Origin of the sequence: Nonomuraea jabiensis (genome assembly GCF_014204795.1) — a bacterium.
GTDB classification, from domain to species: Bacteria; Actinomycetota; Actinomycetes; order Streptosporangiales; family Streptosporangiaceae; genus Nonomuraea; species Nonomuraea jabiensis.
Map to the genome: position 1 here is coordinate 1,287,591 of NZ_JACHMB010000001.1, position 20,591 is coordinate 1,308,181.

The window sequence follows — 20,591 nt, forward strand, 5'->3', positions numbered from 1 at the left end:
CAGGACTCGTCAGAGACAGCCTCGTCGATCGCGATCAACTTGAAGCGTTCGGCGAGTTGGTACGGGTCGAGTGGGCGGACGGACGTGTCGGGATCGCGAGCATGGAGCACCACCGAGGCTGAGTTCCCCGAGCGTCACCACCGACATCTCCTACGCGAACCGACTGGCGTCGAAGTACGCCGCTGCCAATCCGATGAAGCCCGACGCATCAATCAGCGCGCGCTTGCGCGGCACCACGGCAGATCGTCCGTCGTCTTGATGAGAGCGTCCCGAAGGTCCTCAACGCGCCGCACCACCTTCTTGCGCGGTTTCTGGGCGCTCATGCTGCAACTCTAAGCTTCTGACCACGGCATAGACGGCTTTTCCCTCTTCGCATGGCCCACGCGAAGGTAATCGGCCGACGAATCGGCGAAGCGGGTTTTAGGCGGGGGTTTGGGGACCTCGCCCCCAAAGTCACAACCCGAGCCCCATGGCGCGAAGCGCCCCCACCCGCGAGGACCGCGCCTGCGAAGCCGGGGGTTTGAGGGGGTCGAGCCCGCCGGGAGTGGGAACGGGCCGGGTGGCCGGCAGCGGCAGCAGAGCGGGATGGGTGAGCAGGGCGAAGCGGAAGGAGACGGCGAACCGCCGCGCCCTTGCCGTACTAGCGGTGCTGTCCACCGGTCTCGTCGAACAGGTCCTCAACGGACTGGGCGGTCACCGCACGAGTGGCCCATGATTCCAACTGGGCCAGATCGGCGCAGGTCGAGATGCGGGTGCGCATGTCATCCGGAATGTCGAAGCCACGGGCGCCCAGCACCAGCAGAAGCATCCTGACCGCCTCCTCCGCTTTGCCCTTCGCTTCGCCTTCTGCCTGGCCGCGGCCATAGTGCTCGCGGGCGAAGGGGCTGTAGACGGGCCAGGTGGTGGACGTCATGATGATCTCCTCCAAGAGGCGTCGCACGTCGGGCGCGGACATGCTGTATGCGTATTCATAGTACTTCGCAGCGTGTTCATCGCGCAGCTCTCCCAGCGCCATGGCGAAAGCCTCCACCACCTTGCGGTCACGACCGTGGGCCATGACCGCCATGATCGCCAGCGCCGGGCGAGCCACAGCCTCCTGAGGATCGGTGATGACCGGAATGTCATCCGGCCCCAGCACCTGTGCCTGCAGGCGGTAGCCGCTCAATCCGGAATCGATGGGCTGCGCGTAATGGTCGGCAACACCACGATCGGGGCAGACGAGCAAGACCGTGACATCACAGCGCAGCATGAGCCACAGTGCGGCAGCGTAGCGCGCCAATTGCCTAGGATCCTTGGTTTTGTCCTGCTGGACCTCCAGGATGATGGCGTGCGCGGCGGTCTGCGGCGGCCCCAAGACAAGGATCAGGTCGGAGTTTATGTCGTCGGAGGGGCGAGTGTTGAAGGTGGACTTTTCCACCCGGACCAGCGGGGTGGCGGGCAACTCGACCCCTAGAAGATCGCGTAGGACCTCCACCGCCAGTTGGGGGCGGTCACTGAACATCTGAACGAGAGCGTCATGTCGGGGGGACGGCATGCCACCTATTGTCACATGTCCAGCACGCAAAGTTACGAGAATGGCGGCGGAACTGATTTCTCTGAACGCGCGAGCCTGGAGCGCCGCTCGACAGGCGGCAGCGCCTCAGCGATGTTGTTGCGTAGTTCCCGGGCAGTAATGGCGGTCATCCCACAGCCGTGGACCCCTGGCTACGCGTAGCGAGCGACTTCTCCCTCTTCGCACGCCTCTCGTGAACGCGATCGGCTGACGAATCGGCGAAGCGGCTTTTAAGCGGGGGTTTGGGGGGCCGCGCCCCCCAAAGTCACAGCCCGAGCCCCCTCGCGCGAAGCGCCCCCCACCGCGAGGACCGCGCCTTTGAAGCCGGGGGTTTGGGGGGCCGCGCCCCCCAATGTCACAGCCTGAGCGCTATAGCGCGAAGACCATGCCTTCCCCCCGGCGGCTACTTGCGCTTGTTGATCTCTTCGGTGAGCTGGGGGACGACCTGGTGGAGGTCGCCCACCACGCCGTAGTCGGCCAGCTCGAAGATCGGGGCCTCCGGGTCCTTGTTGATCGCGACGATCGTCTTGGCCGTCTGCATGCCGGCCCGGTGCTGGATGGCGCCCGAGATGCCCGCCGCGATGTACAGCTGCGGCGACACCGTCTTGCCCGTCTGCCCCACCTGGAACTGGTGCGGGTACCAGCCGGCGTCCGTGGCGGCGCGTGAGGCGCCGACGGCGGCGCCGAGGGAGTCGGCCAGGCCCTCGATGATCGAGAAGTTGTCGGCGGAGCCGACGCCGCGCCCGCCCGAGACCACGATCGCGGCCTCCGTCAGCTCCGGCCGGGCGCCCTTCTCCTGCTTGACCCGCTCGACGATGCGGGCCGCCTTGGCGGCGTCGGACAGGGTGACCGACACCTCCTCCTCGGCGCCGGCGCCGGGGGCGGGCTCGGGGGCGGTCGAGTTGGGGCGTACGGCGACGATCGGCGTGCCCTTGCTCACCTTGGACTGCACGTTGACGCCGCCGCCGAAGATGGACTGGTCGGCGACGAAGCCCTCGCCCAGGCCCACGGCGTCGGTGATGACGCCGGAGTCGGTCTTGACGGCCAGGCGCCCGGCGACCTCCTTGCCCTCGGACGTGGCGGCCACGAGCACGGCGGCCGGGGACGTGGCGGCGACGAGCTGGGCGAGCAGCTCGGCCTTGGGCGCGACCACGTAGTCGACGATGTCGCTCGACGCGGCGACGTAGATCTTGTCAGCGCCGTACTCGGCGAGCCTGGCCTTGGCCTGGTCGGTGAGGCCGGGGCCCGCCCAGACGGCGGAGGGGGTGCCGAGCGAGCGGGCCAGGGTCAGCAGCTCCAGCGTGACCTTCTTGACCTCGCCTTCGACCTGCTCGACGAGAACGAGAATCTCCGACATATCAGCAAAACTCCCGTTCTTAGATGAACTTCTTCGACGCGAGGAAGTCGGCGGCCTTCGCGCCACCGTCGCCCTCGTCCTTGACGATCGTGCCGGCCGCACGCGGCGGGGCGGCGGCGAAGTCGACGACCGAGGACCACGCGGCGGCCAGGCCCACCTGGGCGGCGTCGATGGAGGCGTCGCCGATGGCCAGCGTCTCGACCGGCTTCTTCTTGGCGGCCATGATGCCCTTGAACGACGGGTAGCGCGGCTCGTTGATCTTCTCGACCACGGAGACGACGGCCGGCAGCGTGGCCTCGACCTTGTCGAAGCCGTAGTCGGTGATGCGCTGGATCGCGATCGAGGAGCCCTCGACGTCGACCTTGTTGGCCAGCGTGAGCTGCGGGGTGCCGAGGCGCTCGGCCAGCATCGCGGCCAGCACGCCGGTGCGCGCGTCGGTGGACTCGGAGCCCAGGATGACCAGGTCGAACCCGATCTTCTTGAGCACCTGCGCCATCGCATACGAGGTGGACAGCGCGTCGGAGCCGTGCAGCGCGTCGTCGCTGAGGTGGACGGCCTTGTCGGCGCCCATGGCCAGCGCCTTGCGGATGGTCTCGGTGGCCTTGCCGGGGCCCATGGTGAGCACGGTCACCTCACCACCGTGGGCCTCCTTGAGCCGCAGCGCCTCCTCGACCGCGTACTCGTCAAGCTCGTTGACCACGCCGTCCACGGCGTCACGGTCGAGCGTCTTGTCATCGGACCGCAGCTTGCGCTCGGTCGCAGTGTCGGGGACCTGCTTCACGCAGACGACGATGTTCATGGCCGGTGGCCGACCTCCCGTGTTCGCGTGCGCGACCGCCTCGTTGCGGCCGGCGCCGAATGCAATGCTGTCCAGACTGCCAGGTGGCCACCAGGCCACCGACAGAGGGTCTGCCCAAGCTTTCGCAAGCTATGTTACCCATGAGTAGCTTAACTGCAAACCCGCAGCTACCCACTATACAGAACTATGTTCGGTCTAGGCCGAGAGCAGGAACACGACCCCCACCACCAGTGCAGTACCCGCGAACAGCGCCAGCGTGAACGTGCTGAACACCGCCGCCAGCCCGAAACACAGTCCCACGGCCCCCGCCACGCTGACCAGGTCCGTGATCATGCGGCTGCGCCGGAACAGGCCTTTCGAGAACAGCGCCACCCCTGCATCGGTCACCACGGCCAGCGCGTACGCCGCCAGCAGGAACAACGACACCTCCGGCAGCGGCTCCCGCGCGGCGGCGGCCAGCAGCGACACGAACAGTCCCGAGCCGATCAGCCAGCGCCTGCGCACCTTCTCCCGGTGCCTGGCCCTGGACTCCTCCACCGACCTGCGCGGCCCTCCCTTGCCCGGCCGCCACTCCCTCGTGGCCAGGTCGTCGGCGAGGCTCATCGCCCGGGGCGGAACGTGGCGTACGCGGGAGACCGGCTCGACCCCCAACCTGGCGCACAGCTGCGCGGCCGTCGGCCGCGCGGCCGGGTCGGTGGACAGGCACTCGCGTAACAGCGACGCCAGCCACTCCGGGACGCCCTCCAGGTCGGGCGAATGGTGCACGACCCGGTAGGCCACCGCGGAGGCGGGCCCCTGCCCGTACGGCTGCCGCCCGGTCGCCGCGTACGCCAGCGTCGCCCCGAAGGAGAACACGTCGGCCTCCATGCCCGCGCTCTTGCCCTCCAGCACCTCGGGGGCCAGGTAGCCGGGCGTGCCCACCACGGCGCCGGAGGCCGTGACCGACAGCGAGTCGAGCGCGCTGGCGATGCCGAAGTCGATGACGACGGGCTCGCCCTCGGCCATCATCACGTTGGCCGGTTTGAGATCGCGGTGCACCACGCCGGACTCGTGCATGGCGAGCAGCGCGTCGGCCAGCCCGGAGGCCAGCCGGCGCAGGTCGGGCACGGGCACGGGCACGGCGCTGAGCGGGCGGCCCTGGACGTAGCGGGTCACGAGGTAGGGCCGGTCGCCCTCCAGCGAGGCGTCGAGCACTTCGGCCACGTGCGGCCCGCCGACCCGGCGCATGGTCTCCACCTCGCGCGCCAGCCGGGCCAGCGCCCCGCCGTCGGCGGTGACGTGGGGGTGGAGCACCTTGACCGCGACCGTACGGCCCTCGGCGTCGAGGGCGAGATGCACCTCGCCGAACCCGCCCGCCCCGAGCTTCGAAAGAAGCTCATATGGGCCGAGGTGCTCGCTCATACCTCATCTCTCCCCCCGAGAGCCCATGGGGACACTCAGGACCAGGGAGTCAGGAACCCCAGCCCGAGATCGCTGAGCAGGCTGTCGATCACCCCGGTGATCAGCCCGATCGTGCTCTGCCTGGCGTTGCCGGCTAGCTCGTCGATGACGGACTCCGGCGCCCGCCACGGGTACCACACCGCGTCCTGCCCCAGCGCGAACATCACCGCGAACAGCGCCGCCGTGCCCACCAGCACGACCGCGACCAGCGCCGCGCCAGGGCTGCGCAGCACGCCGGTGAGCGTGCGGGTGACGGCCTGGCGCGGCGCGCCGCCGCCCGGCAGCACGAACAGGCCGCCCGCGAAGGCGCCCGCCGCGAACGAGGCGGCCACGTTGACGCTCATCCCGCCCGCCCAGTGGAGCAGGCCCCAGACGCACAGGCCGAACAGCAGCGCCAGCGGCACGTGTACGGCCGTCACGAGCGCGGACTTGACCAGCGCCCACGGTGTGCCGACGACCGCCAGCAGCGGGTCGGCCGAGCTGCTGCCGCGCATCTGGCGCCGCTTGACCAGGTCGCCGAAGAGGTATTCGCCGAGCCGCAGCACCAGCGCGAGCGCGACGGCGATCGCGCCGACCATGACCGGCATCATGACGGTCAGCCCCACCAGCGTGACCAGCAGGAGCAGGCCCACCACCTGGCTGCCGAACAGGTATCTCTTCCGCTCGGACGGCGGCGTGTACTGAGGCGGCGGCGTGTAGGGCCTGACCTGCGACGGCGAGGTGGGCGGCGGCGCCGGGTAGCCCGCGACCCGCTGGTCGGTGCGGGGCATCGGCGGCCTGGCCGCGACCGGCGCGGGCACGTAGGGCGGCGGCCGCTCCTCCCGGTACGGCCGCTCCTCCCTGCGCGTCGGTGGCCGCTCCTCCCTGGCGGGAGGCGGTGCGGTCTTGCCGTACTCGACCGGCGGCAGCAGGTCGGAGTACGAGTCCATGACCCGCGTGCCGCCGCCCATGCGCTTGGTGCCGGTCGGCCCGTCGAAGGAGGTCTCGTTGAAGGTGGTCACGGCCGGGTCGAGCGCCCTGGCCATCCGCAGCAGCTCGTGCGCGCTGGGCCGGGACGCGGGATCGACCTGCAGCGCCCTGCCGAGCCAGCCGCGCAGCCACGCGGGCGCCTTGTCGATCTGCGCCCGCCCTTCCATGATGTTGAAGCAGACCGCCTCGAACGTTCCCGTGCCGAACGGCGGCGCCCCCGTCGCGGCGAAGAACACCGTCGAGGCCAGCGCGTGCACGTCGGCGGCCTGGGTGATCTCGGAGTCACGGATGATCTCGGGCGCCAGGTAGCCCGGCGTGCCCACGAACATGCCCGTCTGGGTCAGCCTGGTCGCGTTCACCAGGTGGGCGATGCCGAAGTCGATGACCAGCGGCTCACCGTTGACCAGCATGACGTTGGACGGCTTGAAGTCGCGGTGGATCACGTCGGCCGTGTGGATGGCCACCAGCGCCTGGCAGAGGCCCTGGGTCAGCCTGATGACCTCGCGCGCCTCCAGCGGGCCGTCGGCCAGGACGGTGTCCTCCAGCGTGCGGCCGGGGGCGAAGCGGGTCACGACGTACGGCTGGCCGCCCACGAGCTCGGCGTCGATCACCTCGGCGACGTACGGGCTGCGCACCCGGCGCATGGTCTCGACCTCGCGGGTCAGCCGGTCGCGCGCCTTGAGGTCGGCGGCCACGTGCGGGTGCAGCACCTTGATGGCGACTTCGCGGCCCTCGCCGTCGAGACCGAGGTGGACGACCCCCATGCCACCTTCGCCGATCTTCCTGACCAGCCGGTACGGGCCCAGTCGTTCTGGTGCTTGGGTGCTCATCGCCACCTTCCCCGCGTCATCCCCCGGGATTCCCCCTCAGCCCATCTAGCTGTCTGACCACTGGATTGACGTTCAGCGGAGTCCATACGGCCCCCCTTGGCTTGTCCCCGAACGTGCCGGCGGCGAGGATCAGCGAGAGCGCGGCGGCCGCCGCGAGGACCCCCGCCATCACCATCGCCGCTGTCCTCGAGGGTACGAGCGATGAGAGCGTTCTGCGCATTTGTTTGCCAGGACCCTCCACTCCCGGGCCCGCGCAGACGGTCCACAACGCGACCGCGGCGCCCCAGGCCAGGGCGTTGGACGGGTCCATCCTGGCCACCACGGTGAGCAGCAGCGTCACCGGCAGGCCCAGGATGAGCGCGTACAGCACGAGCGCCAGCGTGATGCCCACCGACTTGGCCAGCGCCTGGGGGAAGGCGAAGACCCTGACCACGTCGAGCGCCGCGGCCCCCGCGGCCCTGCGGGCGGTCAGCTGCGGCTGGGCCAGGTCGGCCGCGCGCAGCAGGATCGCGGCCGGGATCGCCACGACCGCGACCAGCACGGGCGCGGTCACGGCCGCCACGATCATCACGACGAGCAGCATCGCGCCGGCCACGCCGTACGCCCGGGACCGCTGCAGCATCTTGCCCGGCGCGACCGCCGGGATGTACGGCTCCCGCTTGGTGCTCGGGTCGGGCTGCGGGTACTGCGGCGGGATGTACGGGGGCGGCTGGAGCGGGCTCGGCGCGGGCCGGGCGTAGTCGGGCACGTCGGGGCCGGCGCTCGGCACCGGCGCGTTCGGGACCGGCGTGTGGATCCGCCCGTAGTCGGGCGAGTCAGGGCGAACCCGTCGGGTGGGCACGTCGCCCTCCCCCGGCGGGGCCGCGAGACCGTGGTTGTTGACCGGCTGCTGCGGCTGCCAGGGCGGCGGCGTCAGGCCGCTCTCGCGCTGGATGCGCCGCAGCTCCTCCGGCGTCACCCTGCGCGTCGGCCACGGGTCCGGCTGGTTGGGCAGCAGCGAGACGTACTGCTGGTCCTGCGGAGGCGTGGCGGCCGGCTCCTGGGACTCCAGCAGGCTCCTGGGCGTCACCGGCGGCGTGGAGATGTCGTACGACGGCTTGTCCTGCACGCGCGGGGGCTCGGTCGGCCGCGGAACGGTCGAGATCTCGTCGGGCACGGTGCTCGGCGCCTTCGGGAGCATCCGGGCGGTCTGCTCGGCCAGCTCGGCCGCCTTGGGGCGCTTGGCCGGGTTGCGCTGGAACGCGGCCTTCAGCAGCGGCTGCAGCGTCGCCGGGGCGGCGCTCACGTCGGCCTTGCCCGCGGTGATGTTGTAGAAGATCATCTCCAGCGTGCCCTTGCCGAAGGGCGGCTGGCCGGTGGCGGCGAACAGCAGCGTGCCTGCCCACGCGTGCACGTCGACCTCCGGCCCCGCCTCCTGGCCCTCGATGATCTCGGGCGCGAGGTAGCCGGGCGTGCCGATGAACATGCCGGTCTGCGTCAGCCGCGTCGCGTCGACCGCCTGGGCGATGCCGAAGTCGATCAGGACGGGCTCGCCGTCGAGGATCAGCACGTTTCCGGGCTTGAGGTCGCGGTGGATCACGCCCACCGAGTGGACGGAGGCCAGCGCGGCGGCCACCCCGTGCGCGATCTTGACCAGCGAGGGCAGGTCGAGGGGCCCGTCGTCCTTGACGATCTCGTCGAGGGGACGGCCGGGGACGTACTGGGTGACGATGTACGGGCGATGACCGGTGACATCGGCGTCGACCACCTCGGCGATGTACTTGCTCCGCACCCGCCGCATCGTCTCGACCTCACGCGAAAGCCGCCGCCTGGCGACCTCGTCGCCGGCGACCTCTCCGCGCAGGACCTTGACCGCCACCTGCCGCCCCTGCGGGTCGACAGCGAGGTGGACAACGCCCATCCCGCCTTCACCGAGCCGCCTGAGCAGCCGGTAAGGGCCTAGTCGGTCATCGTTCATGGCATGAAGCACCATACCGGCTTAATCCCCGCCCACGAGATGAACCATGAGGCCACATTCCCACTCGTACAACGTCCAGAAAGGGGCCATCGGTTTCCCATCCAACGGTCTCGAATCGGCTTCAGTTTCCCCTCAACCGGCCAGCGGCAGAACCTCGGCGTTCTTCAGCCCGGCCAGCGCGGCACCGGACACGGCCAGTTTCGACCTGCGCACCCCGCTCCCGATCACCACTCTGGGATGCTCGGCGACGTGCGAGTCGACCAGGATGGGCCAGTCGGCGGGCAGGCCCAGCGGGGTGATGCCGCCGTACTCCATCCCGGTCAGCTCGACCGCGTCGGCCATCGGCGCGAAGCTCGCCTTGCGGGCGTCGAGGTGGCGGCGGACGACTCCGTTGACGTCCACGCGCATCGTCGCGAGCACCATGCAGGCCACGTAGCGCGTCTCGCCGCCGCGCTTGGCCGCGACGACCACGCAGTTGGCCGACTCGTCGAGCGTCACGCCATACCGCTCGCAGAACGCCGCCGTGTCGGCCAGCTCAGGATCGATCTCGGCCACTTCGACGCCCTCCAGCTCCGGCACGGCGAGCGCGACCGGGTCGGCCAGCAGGTCGGTCCGGTCGTTGGCGGGCACCCAGTGCAGCGCCATCCCCATCTCCTCGATTTTATCTCCGCAGATCGCTTCTCCCAGGAGCCTACGGTGGCCGCAGGGGTGGCGTGCGGTGTCAGGCAGACTGCAGCACTCGCTGGTGCAGCTGGGTGACGGCACTGCGGGCGGACTCCATGGCCCCCGCCTGCCATGCGATCAGATGGGTGAGCCAGTCGCCCGCGAAGTAAACCCTTCCGGCGGGGCGTTGCAGAAAAGTGAAGGACGAATCAAAGTCGGGCCAGCGCACCCAGCCGCCCTGGATGTGCGGCTGGCGGTCCCAGGCGATGGAGACGCTGGACAGGATGTTCTGGCGGTATTTGTCGCCGTGGATCTTCTTGCCCTGGGTGAGCGCTCTGCGCTTCCTGTCCTCGGGGGCGAGGGCCGCGTACAGCTCGGCGTTCCGCTCGGTGTTGTAGTAGCCGACGAGGAGGCCGCGCTCGGAGTGGTAGCCGTGGGAGGGGTACCAGATGTGGGTGATGTCCAGGTCGGTCTCGGTCACGCCGCCGTAGATGCGGTCCTCCAGCTCCCACCAGCGCCGGCCGTACTCCAGGCCGATCTTGCCGGCGGCGACCGGGATCGGGGTGCTGAGCGCGGTGGTGACCTGGGCGCCGAGATTGTGCGGGATCTTGGCGAGGATGTGGGGCGGCAGGGCGGCGATGCAGTAGTCGGCCTTGATGCCGCCGCCCTCCCAGGCGACCTCGACGCCGTCCGCCAGGTTGGTGATCTTGGTGACCTTGGCGCCGGTCCTGATCCGGTCGCGGCCGACCGCCTCCGTCAGCTTGGTGACGATGGCGTCCATGCCGCCGACGGGCTGGAACATGGGGGTGGCCTGGTCGTAGCCGAAGTCGTTGGTGATCGCCCGGCCGGTGCCGGCGGCGAGGACCTGGTGGAGGGTGCCCGGGGCGTCGAGGGGGGTGCCGGTGTCGATTGCCGGATATTTCGTGAAACCGCGGCGCATGGACCCTTCGTATTCGTGCTTCGGGCCCAGGTCGCCGAATCTCCGGAGGAAGTCGAGCAGCGCTTCCTGGTCGGTCTTGCTGATGGCTCTGTCCAGCGCGCCGACATTTGTCGCTTTTGCCAATAATTCCGCGATATAGCCGTACATGTCGGCTCGGGCGGTGCGCGCCCGCACCGTCCGGCCGTTGGTGTGCACGTAGGCGGCGGCGTTGTTGTTGACGAAGGTCTCGATGGGGATGCCCAGCTCACGGCAGTAGTCGAGGGTCACCATCCAGGGGGCGATCCGGCCGGGGCCCGCGTTGAAGTAGACGCCCTCGCCGAACTTCACGTCCTGGGCGGGCCCGTTCAGCTCGGCCAGCCGGTCGCCGCCGCGCAACGTGAGGTTCCGCCCGCCGGCCCTCTCCCTGGCCTCGAGGAGCGTGCAGTCGTAGCCGGCCTTGCCCAGCTCGTACGCGGCCGTCAGCCCCGCCACCCCGGCGCCGAGGATCACGACCTTCGCCGCCCCCTTGCCGCTCAGGCTGAAGTCGCCCGGCCGGGGAGCGGCGAACTGCTTGTCCTGCTCGGACGGCGCCAGGCCGAGGGCGCCCATGGCGGCGTACATGGCGCCCGCGCCGCCCACCGCCCCGATCCCGACGAGCAACCCCCGCCGGGTCAGCGCCGCACCCTCCACGCCGCCGTCTCCCCTCCGCGCTCCACAAAACCGCTCCGCACCGTACACCCGGCCGCAGACCCCCGCATTCCAGACGGCAGAGATCCGTAGAACGCCAGGGTCAGCCGTACGGGCCGCTGCCGCAGGCGATCTGGCCGCCGATGGTGGCGAAGATGCCGAACAGCGCCATGACCTGCGCGAAGTCGTCCGTCGTGAACTCGATGTGCCGCGGCCCCACCGACTTCACGCCCGGGATCAGCGCCACGGCCGCCGCGATGGCGGTGGAGTTCCACTCCACCCCGAGCGTGTACGGCGCAGCCACCGCATAAGGCGTGAAGTCGCTCAACCGGTTGAGCGCACGAGCCGTAGCCTCACGGATCCTGGCCTGCGCGACGCTCGGCGGCAGCAACTCGGCGGAGAACTTGTCGATCCCCTTCTTCACCGCCACCGTCTCGACGTCGCCGAGCACCTCGCGCGCCTCTTCCCCGACGGCCTCGTCCCCGGCCACCAGCACGACCGGCACCCCGTGGAACCCGGCGCAGGCCGCCACGAGCCGGGTCTCGCCGCACAGCTCGCCGTTCAGGTAGACGTTCTGGATCTCCTTGCCCATCCAGGTGTGGTTGAGCACGCCGTGCGGCACGCCCGCGCGGGCGTGGTAGCCGACGAAGCACGCCGCCTGGAACGACCCGTCGAGCCCCTGGGCCATCCGCTGCGCCTTGCCCGGGCCGCGGATGAGGCTGGCGCGCGGGTCGAGCAGGTCGATCCGGAGGTTCTTGGTGGAGCCGTGGGCGTCGTTGACCAGGACGCTGCTCGCCCCGGCGGCGAAGGCGCCCTCGATGGCGGCGTTCGCGTCGGCCGTCATCAGCTCGCAGCCGCGTTCGTACCCGCGTTTGCCGGCGTGCATCTCCTCGGGGTCGGTCAGCCCCGTCACGCCCTCCATGTCGACGGACAGATAAACCTTCACGCTCTTCCACTCCTCATCAGGCGCCCCATGTCTCCACCCGGCGGACCTCGTCCTCCGTCATGAGCCCCACGTGCTTCTCGACGAACGCCGTGGCCTCCTCGCGCCACTGGGCCGGGATCTCGGCCAGGGCCCGCGGGTAGCAGTGGTCCAGCCAGGCCGTCGACTCCTCCGAGACGTCGAAGTAGTCGAGCGCCTTGGCGAAGAGCGTGTTCTCGATGCCGGGGACGCGGGCGAACCCGTACTGGATCATCTCCTGCCCCCCGTACGGCGGCTTCTTGAGGTACTTCTGCGCGACGGGGCGATCGGCGGTGATGGGGGTGTCGAGGGGGCGGCGCTCGACGGCCGCCTGGATGAGCTCCTTGTAGAGGCACTTCCCGCAGGTACGGCACGGGCCGTCGGTGCCGCGCAGGCACCAGCGCACGTAGTCCTTGAGGTCGGACCCCAGAGCCAGGCGCATCGTGGTGGCCTCGCTCACCCCGCCGACGGGCAGCACGATGTGCACGCCGGCGGCCGCGAACAGCCGGCCCCACCTGCCGTGCGGCGACCACATGGGGTTGTCGGGCGTGTAGCGCCACAGGTAACGGCCCCCGCCGAGCCAGCGCGAGCCGAGCTCGTAGCCGAAGCCCAGCCCGCCGAGGTCCAGCTGGTCGGCGAGCAGCAGCGCGCCGGCCGCGACCGCGTGGTGCTCCGGATAGCCGGGGCGCGGCTCGGCCAGGGTGAACTCGAGGTCGGAGGTGACCGTGCTCAGCTCGCGCCCGGTCTGGGCGGCGAGCTTGGCCAGGACGTCCGACCGGTAGTGGGACCAGCGGTTGGGCACGCGCGGGTGCGGCACCCGGCGAAAATGCACGAACGGCGCCTGCGGGTAGACGGTGGCCGCCGCCACGGAGTCCGCGCCACCGCTGTAGGAGATCGCGAGCCGGGCCCCGGGACGGCGCGGCTCGGCGCCCACCGGCCCCGCCTCGACGCCCCATCCGGAGTGCAGGGCGTCGGCGAGCTCCGCCGAGATGGCGCGGTCGAAGGAGATGCGCTTCCTCGTCCACGGCGCCACGACCGTCCAGGCGGCGACCGCGAAGAGGTCCGGGTGGGCGTCTGCGGGGACGCCGCCGATGGAGCAGGAGTTGATGGCCAGCTTGATGGGGTGCTCGTCGGAGGCCTTGCCGGTGATCTCGTCCTCGGCGTCGAGGCGGAAGGTCAGGCTCGTGCCGGTCCAGGTCACGCGCACGGCTGCTCCCCCGGTTGCCCGGAAGCGCGGCCGGCGCGCAGGTCGTCGATGGCCTGCCAGACCAGGACCTCGTTCTGGAGCACGCCGTCCAGCGCCTTCGCCGTCTCTTGGGCGAGCCGGTGGGTGTCGTCGAGCTTCGTCTTGTCAGCCCTGCTGATCCCGGAGCCGGTCGGGCGGGCGTTCCTGAGCCGCTCCACCTCGCTCTGGAGGGTGGCCATCTCCCGCCGGAGCGTCTGGACCTCCCAGAGCGCGTCCCTGATGTCCTGACGGTGGTCGGAAATGGAGATATAGCGGGAGTCAAACCATGTACGCACGGCCTTCCGGAGCCGCGCAGGGACCAGGACGCGCATCATGAAACGCCACCATACTGGCAAACCCGCGCCCGATAGGACGAGCCGTTCGAATGGGTCGACTTTCCCTTTTCACCGGCCCGTGAACTTGGGCTTGGCCTTTTCCGCGAAGGCCCGCATGCCGATCTTGGCGTCGTCCGTGGCGAACAGCCCGGCGAACTGCAGGCGCTCGATCTCGAGCCCCGTGTCGAGGTCGGCCTCCAGGCCCTGATCGACCGCTTGCTTGGCGGCGCGGAGCGCGACCGAGGGGCCGCCGACGAACGTGGCGGCCCACTCCAGGGCGGCCGTGTAGACCTGCTCGTCGGGCACCACCCGGTCCACCAGGCCCAGGGCGAGGGCCTCGGCGGCGGGCACGTGGCGGCCCGTGAAGATCAGGTCCTTGGCCCGCGCCGGACCGATCAGGCGGGGCAGGCGCTGGGTGCCGCCCGCGCCGGGGATGAGGCCGAGCAGGATCTCCGGCTGCCCGAGCTTGGCCGACTCCCCCGCGACCCTGAAGTCGGCGCAGAGGGCGAGCTCGCAGCCGCCGCCCAGCGCGTAGCCGGTGACGGCGGCGATGACCGGCTTGCCGATCCGCGCGACCTCGGTGAAGCAGGCCTGGAGCGTACGGGAGTGGGCGGCCATGTCGGCGTAGGACATGTCAGCCATCTCCTTGATGTCCACGCCCGCGGCGAAGACCTTCTCACCGCCGTAGACGATCACGGCCTGCACCTGCGGGTCGGCGTCCACCTCGCGGGCCGCCTCGACGATCTCCCGCTGGACCTGCATGTTGAGGGCGTTCATCTTCGGACGGTCAAGACGGATCGTGGCGATCTGGTCGGCCACCTCGACGCTCACAAACTCACCCATGAGCCCGAACCTAACAGAGTGATCGCGTTCGTCCATGGCACCACGGTCAGCGGGCGGCGGAGATCACCTCGTCCACCGTCTTCCTGCTCCGGGAGGCGCGGACGAGCGCCGCCGACAGCCGGGCCAGCTCGTCGCCGGAGTGGGCCAGCTCGGCCAGCGGGCGCGCCTGGCGGGGCAGCCCGAGCTTGCCCGCGCCCTCCAGCACCCGCTGGTCCAGGTGCGGCGCCACCTGCGGCCACACGGCCTGGACCTCGCGCAGGAAGATGTCGGCCCCCGTCGGGCCGATGCCCGGGAACTCCGTCAGCAGCGCCGCGATCCTGCGGTCGTCGCCGCCGGCCTCCTCGCGCAGGCGGCGCAGGTCGCCCTTCCAGCGGTCGAGGAGCAGTTCGGCGCCCTTGCCCAGCATCGTCGAGGTGCGTTCGTCGTAGCGGACGTAGTGGCCGCGGTCCAGCGCGTCCACCCGGTCCTGCCAGCTCGCCTCCCGCATGGCCTTCGGCGTGCCGTACCCGGCCTCGAACAGCTCCCTGGCGCCCGCGACGGCGACCTCGGCCGAGATGCGCGCGCTGAGCAGCGTGGCCAGGACGAGCAGTTGGTAGAGAGGCTTGGGCCGGTCGGCGAGTCTGATGCCGGCCTCGCGGGCGAACGTCCGGCCGTACCGGTCGAGCAGCACGTCCACGACGGCCTTCTCGGTCTTCCCCATGCCCGCCCGCTACCCGGGGCGTGTCGTGACATGCCGGGTTTGGGGTGGAGGTCGCTGGGGAGGCGGAGGGTTGGCGACTGCGAAGGAGCTAGCCGTGCTGACCTTGACTGACAACGCCGTCGAGGCGATCCGCGATCTGATGGTCGGAGAGGACGTGCCCGCCGACGCGGGCCTGCGCATCTCCCCGAAGCCCGACGAGGCGGGAACGCTGGAGCTCTCGCTGACGAGTACACCGGAGGCGGGTGACCAGGTCGTCGAGAAGGAGAACGTCCGCGTCTTCGTCGCCGAGGACGTGGTCGAGATCCTCGACGACAAGGCGCTCGACGCCCAGCCGGGCGCGCCGGGGCAGCCGATGTTCCGGCTGGGACGGCGGGCCTGACAGGGCCTAGCCGAAATCGGGCCCGGTCTCGGGCGGCCGCACGTCGCCCAGCCCGAACAGGCCCACCAGCGTCCCGTCCACCCGGGTGACGACGACGTGGTCCACCTTGGCCCGGTCCATGCGCCGGACCAGCGGTTCGAGCTCCTCGCTCGGCCGTACGGTGGTCACGCCGACCCGCATGGCCCGCTCGGCGACGCCGTCCAGGTCGGCGCCCTTGAGCTCGCGCGAGCCGATGACGCCCTGGACCACGTCGTCGTCGTCCACGACCACCGCCAGCCCGGCCGGGTCGGCGATGATGCGCTCGGTGACCTCGTCCAGGGGGTCGCCCAGGGAGGCCCGTACGGGGTCGCGGCGCAGGTACCGCGACACCAGCGTGGCCGCGCCCTCGTAGGGCAGGTCCGCGGAGAGCCAGTCCATCTTGCCCTGCCGGTAGTCGTACACGTCCTCGAACCCGAGGCGTTCGAGCCGGTGGGCGGCCCGCGGGCTCAGGTCGCAGAGCCAGTCGTGGCAGTAGACGACGACCGGCCGCCCCGGGTCCAGCTCGCCGGCGGACGTGCGCATGGCGCCGAGCGGCAGGTGCACGGCCGCGGGCAGGTGCGCCCACGTGTACTCCTTCTCCGGCAGCACCTCCACGAGCTGGGCGCGCCGGTCGGCGACCAGGTCCCGCACGGCTTCGCGATCGATGATGTTCGTCATGACGTCTCCCCTGCCCCCAGACAGTGATGTGTGTCACCATGACGGGGCGTCCTATTCAGGGAGTGCCCGATGTGTGACGATCCGCTGCTGCCCGCTCCCGTGGCCCGCGCGCTCGCCGGCTATCGTGAGCTGCGCGACGCGCATGGCCCCTGCTGGGGCGAGCCGCCCATCCCGTACGTCGTCCAGGCCTGGGCCACCGTCTTCCTCGACCGCCGCTACGACTACTGGGGCGCGGCGCTGCGGCAGCTCGCCGGGCGCCATCCCCCTGAGGAGATGGAGGACCATCTCGACGAGGTGGATCCCGAACTGGCGGTGCGCGACGCGCTGGCGGGCGACGTGCTGGACAACCTGGCCGCGCTGCGCCTGACCCCCGAGGGGTTCGCGCTGGAGGCCGTCACCCGGGTGGTGCTGGACGACCGCCCGTTCCGTACGTCGCTGCTCCTGGACTCTCGCGTGGACGAGCCGGTCACGGTCGTCGTGGACGGCACGCCGTACGAGGTGCCTCCTCGCGGCGCCCGGGTGGCCGGCCTGGAGCGGGACGTCAGCGTGGGCGGGGCGCCCGTGGACCTGTCGCCGCTGCGCAGGCGGGCGGAGGCGGCCACGATCAGGGTGCGGGCGGGGTTCCCGTGCCGGTGGAGCGTGACGGGCGCGAACGGGCAGGGCTGGTACCCCGAGGGCGCCCCGCCCAAGATGGACGTCCACCGCAGGCCGTTCTTCCACGGCGACGACCTCGTGATCGCGGTGCCCGCCGAGCCGGTCACGGTGGCGGTGGCCCGGGGCATGGAGTACACCACGGCCGAAGTCGTGATCACCCCGGAGGCGGGCGCGGAGACGCTGGTCGAGCTGGCCCCCGAGCGCCTGTACGACGCGGCGGCCCGCGGCTGGTACGGCGGCGACCTGCACGTACACCTCAACTGGATGGGCGAGGAGCCCGCCGCGCCCGAGCTGGCCGCGGCCGCGCAGCACGGCGAGGACCTGCACGTGCTCAACCTCGTGGCGGGCAACGTCGCCAGCGGGCGCGTCTACGACGTCGAGGCGCTGGAGCACTGGGTGGGCAAGGACCTGCCCTGGTCCGACGACAGGCACCTGGCCAGGCTCGGCGTCGAGTACCGCAACGACGTCGTCGGCCACCTGACCGCCTTCGGCCTGCGGGAGCCGCCGCGGCGCTACCACACCGGGTTCGAGGGCACGGTCGACTGGCCGCCCAACGCGGTCGCGCTGGAGGAGCTGCGCGGGCTCGGCGGGGTCACGGGGTACGGACACCCGTTCCACACGGCCTTCTCCGACGACGACCCGCCCGACGTGGTGCTCGACAGCGGGCGCAACTGCTCGGCCAGGGAGATCGTCGCCGACGCCGCGCTCGGCCTGATCGACACGCTCGACGTGCTCAACCACTCCTCGATCGCCGCCACCGCCGCCGTCTACCGCCGCCTGATCGGCGCGGGCAACAGGCTCACGGTCACCGCGGGCACCGACGCCGTGCTGTCCTTCTGCCGCCGCGGCACCGCCTCCAGCCCGCCGGGGTGGGAGCGGGTGTACGCGAACGTCGCCGGCCCGCTCACCGCCGAGTCCTACGCCGAGGCGATCCTGCTCGGCCGCACGTTCGCCACCACCGGGCCGTGGCTGGAGCTGACCGTGAACGGGCACGGGCCGGGCGACACGCTGGAGCTCGCGCCCGGGCAGCGGGTGGAGATCGTGGTCTCCTCGATCGGGCCCGAGGTCGAGTCGCTGGAGATCCGCACCGCCGAGGGCGTCCTGGCGCAGGGGCCGCCGGGGCGGCTGGTCGCGTCGATGACGGCGGGCGAGCCGACGTACGTGGTCGCCGTGGCCTCGGGCGGGCCGCACCCGCGCGCCACGCACCGGTCGGGGGCGTACGCGCACACCAGCCCGGTGTACGTGGACGTCGCGGGCGGGCACGTGGCCAGGGAGGCGGACGTGCGCTGGTGCCTGGCGTGGCTGGACCGGCTGGAGGTCCTGCTGCGGCGCTACGGCACGTTCGAGACGCCCGCCCAGCTGGAGGACCACCTGGAGCTGTACGAGCGCGCCAGGGCCGTCTACCGGACGCGACTCCCCTGACTTCCTTGGTCAGGCGCGACACGCGCGTGCCGGCGGAGTGGCTTCGTGAAGTCGTGGCGGGTCTATGATGTTGGAAACTGAAGCGGCTCCGGTCCCCGGTCGCCGCCGGGCGAAGCGTTCGGAGGTCGGCGCATGCTGGAGTCGCAGTGGGCCCGTGACACGTTCGGGCAGCGGGTGCCGGCGATCAGACAGGCGATCGCGGAGGCGCTGTCGGTCGCGCTCGACAACGCCCGCGACGCCCAGACTGCCGCGCAGACCGAGCACACGCACCCGTTCGGGTTCACGCTCATGTCGCGCAAGTTCGAGGCGCTGGCCGAGGCGTTTGAGGACATGGGCGACGTGCGGATCATCAAGCCCGCCGGGTCCCCCCACGAGCTGGTGGTGCTCGACGGCAAGCTGCTGTTCCCGTTCCGCTATGCCAAGGACCGCTCGATCAGCGTGATGAGCGCGCGCATCGGCGAGGGCCGGCCGTCGGCGCTGGTGCAGGCGCTGTTCAACCGGTTCGGGCCCGAGCCGCGGATGCGGCAGCTCGCGCTGCACGACCTCGCGCCGCAGACGGTGCCGGTCGCCGAGGCGCTGTCCGACCTGCCCGACGACACGAGCCTGGTGCTGATCGCGTACGCCTGCAACGCGCACGCGGGGCTGCTCGACGTCTGGTGGGGCGAGGCCGAGCTGCTCGACCGCACCGGCAGCCTGCGCTGGCACGTGTGCGAGCCGATCCCCCTGGCCCAGGACGCGTCGGCGGCCGGGCAGGCCGGGGCGCAGCCGGCCGCATTCGACCAGGGCGCCCTGCCCACCCCGGCGCTCAACCCCCGCACCGGGGCCGCGCGGCTCACCGCGCCCGTCGGTGAGGCCGTACCGATCACCAGGGCAGAAGCCGCCGGCGGTGAGTGAGTTCAAGACCGGCGCGCCGACCCCCCAGGCCGTCGCCGACGCGTTCGACGCCACCCGCCTCACCCAGGCCCGCCACCTGGCGGCGCTCACCAAGAAGGAGGTGGCCGAGCTCCTCGGCGTCTCGCCCGCCGCGGTCGGGCAGTACGAATCGGGCGTCACCCGCCCGCGTCCCGACCTGATCCCGCTGCTGGCCGAGGCGCTGGCCGTGCCGATGGCGTTCTTCCTGCCCGGGCGGCCGCACGGCAAGCTCGACGGCTCCATGGCCCACTTCCGCAGCCTGCGCTCCACCCGCGCCTACCAGCGGGCCAAGGCCGTGGCCTTCGTCGAGCAGGTGTGGGAGCTGACGTACGCGCTGGAGAAGCGGGTCCAGCTGCCGGCCGTCGACCTGCCCGGGTTCGCGGGCGGGGAGATGCACTCGTCGCTGCCGCGCGACCCGGCGGGCGCGGCCCGCGCGCTGCGGGCCCACTGGGGGCTCGGCACCGGTCCGGTCAGCCACCTCGTACGCCACATGGAGTCCCACGGCATCGTCGTCGCCTTCCCCCGCCACGACCCCGACGCGGTCACCGTCGACGCGTTCTCCACCTCCAGCCTGCCGCGGCCGATCGTCGTGCTGACCCCCAACCGGTTCGACGACATCTACCGCCACCGCTTCACCGCCGCCCACGAGCTGGGCCACCTCGTCCTGCACGGCGACACCGCGGCCGGTGACAGCCATCAGGAGCGCGAGGCCGACGCGTTCGCGGCCGAGTTCCTCACGCCGCGCGACAGCATCCTGCCGCAGCTGCCCCAGCGGGCCGACCTGCGCAAGCTCGCCGAGCTGCGGCGGACGTGGGGGGTGTCGGTCGACTCGCTGCTCTACCGGTGCCGCGAGACCGGGCTGATCTCCGACTCCGCCGCCGGCCGCGCCTACCAGCGCCTGGCCGCCCTGCGCGACCAGCCGGGCTTCACCAACGAGCCCGTCTCCGGCTACCCCGGCGAGCAGCCGGTCCTGCTCGCCCACGCCTTCGACCTGGCCACCCGCGAGAGCGACCTCACGGCCGCGACGCTCGCCAGGGAGCTGGCCTGGCCCATCACCCGCGTACGCGAGCTGATCGGCCTGCCCGACCAGCGGCCTTCGCTGAAGCTCGTCCTTTAACGCAGGCCCAGCGTGAACGGGTAGCGACCGCCCAGGTCGCGGGGACGAGCGCCAGCGCCGCACACCATTCGCGATAGTACGCGTTCACTCAAATCCAAAAGCTATGTTGCGTTTATACATCTGTCAATGAACTATTTGCCGAAACCACCCATTGAACGCGTTGATAATTGCAAT

Annotated in this window: 19 protein-coding genes; 4 read left to right on the forward strand and 15 right to left on the reverse strand. The window is 71.1% G+C overall.

Annotated elements, in window-relative coordinates; translation table 11 throughout:
• Positions 1-453: 453 nt before the first annotated feature.
• From HD596_RS05365 to HD596_RS05430, 14 genes are all read right to left on the reverse strand, one after another.
• The gene (locus HD596_RS05365; RefSeq protein ID WP_185068201.1) at positions 454-657 is read right to left on the reverse strand and encodes a hypothetical protein; all 204 of its coding nucleotides are present in this window, start codon (positions 655-657) and stop codon (positions 454-456) included.
• Positions 641-1,501, reverse strand: coding sequence for an RpnC/YadD family protein (locus HD596_RS05370; protein WP_246554155.1), 861 nt, complete (start codon positions 1,499-1,501; stop codon positions 641-643). Before HD596_RS05370 ends, HD596_RS05365 begins: the two co-directional genes overlap by 17 nt.
• Before the next feature lie 454 nt (positions 1,502-1,955).
• A complete protein-coding gene (locus tag HD596_RS05375) occupies positions 1,956-2,909 on the reverse strand; it encodes an electron transfer flavoprotein subunit alpha/FixB family protein (protein WP_185068202.1) in 954 nt (317 codons plus the stop codon).
• A gap of 19 nt (positions 2,910-2,928) precedes the next feature.
• On the reverse strand, positions 2,929-3,708 hold the full coding sequence (locus tag HD596_RS05380; protein WP_185068203.1) for an electron transfer flavoprotein subunit beta/FixA family protein: 780 nt from the start codon (positions 3,706-3,708) through the stop codon (positions 2,929-2,931).
• Positions 3,709-3,903: 195 nt separating this feature from the next.
• Positions 3,904-5,109, reverse strand: a complete 1,206-nt coding sequence (locus tag HD596_RS05385) for a serine/threonine-protein kinase (RefSeq protein ID WP_185068204.1) — start codon at positions 5,107-5,109, stop codon at positions 3,904-3,906.
• 35 nt (positions 5,110-5,144) lie between these two features.
• Positions 5,145-6,947 (reverse strand): serine/threonine-protein kinase, encoded by a 1,803-nt coding sequence (locus HD596_RS05390; protein WP_185068205.1) that lies wholly within the window; start codon positions 6,945-6,947, stop codon positions 5,145-5,147.
• A gap of 16 nt (positions 6,948-6,963) precedes the next feature.
• Complete coding sequence (locus HD596_RS05395) at positions 6,964-8,904, reverse strand: serine/threonine-protein kinase (protein ID WP_185068206.1); 1,941 nt, start codon at positions 8,902-8,904, stop codon at positions 6,964-6,966.
• A gap of 132 nt (positions 8,905-9,036) precedes the next feature.
• Positions 9,037-9,555, reverse strand: coding sequence for a YbaK/EbsC family protein (locus HD596_RS05400; RefSeq protein ID WP_221519190.1), 519 nt, complete (start codon positions 9,553-9,555; stop codon positions 9,037-9,039).
• Between the two features lie 70 nt (positions 9,556-9,625).
• Complete coding sequence (locus HD596_RS05405) at positions 9,626-11,176, reverse strand: flavin monoamine oxidase family protein (protein WP_313042862.1); 1,551 nt, start codon at positions 11,174-11,176, stop codon at positions 9,626-9,628.
• Between the two features lie 100 nt (positions 11,177-11,276).
• A complete protein-coding gene (locus tag HD596_RS05410) occupies positions 11,277-12,119 on the reverse strand; it encodes a M55 family metallopeptidase (protein WP_185068208.1) in 843 nt (280 codons plus the stop codon).
• Between the two features lie 16 nt (positions 12,120-12,135).
• Positions 12,136-13,341, reverse strand: a complete 1,206-nt coding sequence (locus HD596_RS05415) for a DUF6395 domain-containing protein (protein WP_185068209.1) — start codon at positions 13,339-13,341, stop codon at positions 12,136-12,138.
• Positions 13,332-13,655, reverse strand: a complete 324-nt coding sequence (locus HD596_RS05420; RefSeq protein WP_313042867.1) for a hypothetical protein — start codon at positions 13,653-13,655, stop codon at positions 13,332-13,334. Before HD596_RS05420 ends, HD596_RS05415 begins: the two co-directional genes overlap by 10 nt.
• Before the next feature lie 108 nt (positions 13,656-13,763).
• Positions 13,764-14,537, reverse strand: a complete 774-nt coding sequence (locus tag HD596_RS05425) for an enoyl-CoA hydratase/isomerase family protein (RefSeq protein WP_185068211.1) — start codon at positions 14,535-14,537, stop codon at positions 13,764-13,766.
• 46 nt (positions 14,538-14,583) lie between these two features.
• On the reverse strand, positions 14,584-15,237 hold the full coding sequence (locus HD596_RS05430; RefSeq protein ID WP_185068212.1) for a hypothetical protein: 654 nt from the start codon (positions 15,235-15,237) through the stop codon (positions 14,584-14,586).
• Between the two features lie 94 nt (positions 15,238-15,331).
• Here HD596_RS05430 and HD596_RS05435 point away from each other — a divergent pair, with 94 nt between their 5' ends.
• Positions 15,332-15,616, forward strand: a complete 285-nt coding sequence (locus HD596_RS05435; protein ID WP_185068213.1) for a Fe-S cluster assembly protein HesB — start codon at positions 15,332-15,334, stop codon at positions 15,614-15,616.
• Between the two features lie 6 nt (positions 15,617-15,622).
• Here HD596_RS05435 and HD596_RS05440 read toward each other — a convergent pair whose 3' ends face one another.
• Entirely contained in the window at positions 15,623-16,312 is a 690-nt protein-coding gene (locus tag HD596_RS05440; protein WP_185068214.1) for a rhodanese-like domain-containing protein, read from the reverse strand.
• Between the two features lie 69 nt (positions 16,313-16,381).
• On the opposite strand from HD596_RS05440, the gene HD596_RS05445 reads away from it, so the two are divergent.
• From HD596_RS05445 to HD596_RS64645, 3 genes are all read left to right on the forward strand, one after another.
• A complete protein-coding gene (locus tag HD596_RS05445; protein WP_185068215.1) occupies positions 16,382-18,388 on the forward strand; it encodes a CehA/McbA family metallohydrolase in 2,007 nt (668 codons plus the stop codon).
• Between the two features lie 132 nt (positions 18,389-18,520).
• The gene (locus HD596_RS05450; RefSeq protein WP_185068216.1) at positions 18,521-19,282 is read left to right on the forward strand and encodes a hypothetical protein; all 762 of its coding nucleotides are present in this window, start codon (positions 18,521-18,523) and stop codon (positions 19,280-19,282) included.
• On the forward strand, positions 19,275-20,417 hold the full coding sequence (locus tag HD596_RS64645; RefSeq protein WP_185068217.1) for a helix-turn-helix domain-containing protein: 1,143 nt from the start codon (positions 19,275-19,277) through the stop codon (positions 20,415-20,417). Before HD596_RS05450 ends, HD596_RS64645 begins: the two co-directional genes overlap by 8 nt.
• Positions 20,418-20,591: the final 174 nt, after the last annotated feature.

Coding starts and splice junctions, on each gene's coding strand:
- HD596_RS05370 (WP_246554155.1), bottom strand. CDS start 1,501: ATGTTCAGTGACCGCCCCCAACTGGCGGTGGAGGTCCTACGCGATCTT.
- HD596_RS05375 (WP_185068202.1), bottom strand. CDS start 2,909: ATGTCGGAGATTCTCGTTCTCGTCGAGCAGGTCGAAGGCGAGGTCAAG.
- HD596_RS05380 (WP_185068203.1), bottom strand. CDS start 3,708: ATGAACATCGTCGTCTGCGTGAAGCAGGTCCCCGACACTGCGACCGAG.
- HD596_RS05385 (WP_185068204.1), bottom strand. CDS start 5,109: ATGAGCGAGCACCTCGGCCCATATGAGCTTCTTTCGAAGCTCGGGGCG.
- HD596_RS05390 (WP_185068205.1), bottom strand. CDS start 6,947: ATGAGCACCCAAGCACCAGAACGACTGGGCCCGTACCGGCTGGTCAGG.
- HD596_RS05395 (WP_185068206.1), bottom strand. CDS start 8,904: ATGAACGATGACCGACTAGGCCCTTACCGGCTGCTCAGGCGGCTCGGT.
- HD596_RS05400 (WP_221519190.1), bottom strand. CDS start 9,555: ATGGGGATGGCGCTGCACTGGGTGCCCGCCAACGACCGGACCGACCTG.
- HD596_RS05425 (WP_185068211.1), bottom strand. CDS start 14,537: ATGGGTGAGTTTGTGAGCGTCGAGGTGGCCGACCAGATCGCCACGATC.
- HD596_RS05430 (WP_185068212.1), bottom strand. CDS start 15,237: ATGGGGAAGACCGAGAAGGCCGTCGTGGACGTGCTGCTCGACCGGTAC.
- HD596_RS05440 (WP_185068214.1), bottom strand. CDS start 16,312: ATGACGAACATCATCGATCGCGAAGCCGTGCGGGACCTGGTCGCCGAC.
- HD596_RS05445 (WP_185068215.1), top strand. CDS start 16,382: ATGTGTGACGATCCGCTGCTGCCCGCTCCCGTGGCCCGCGCGCTCGCC.
- HD596_RS05450 (WP_185068216.1), top strand. CDS start 18,521: ATGCTGGAGTCGCAGTGGGCCCGTGACACGTTCGGGCAGCGGGTGCCG.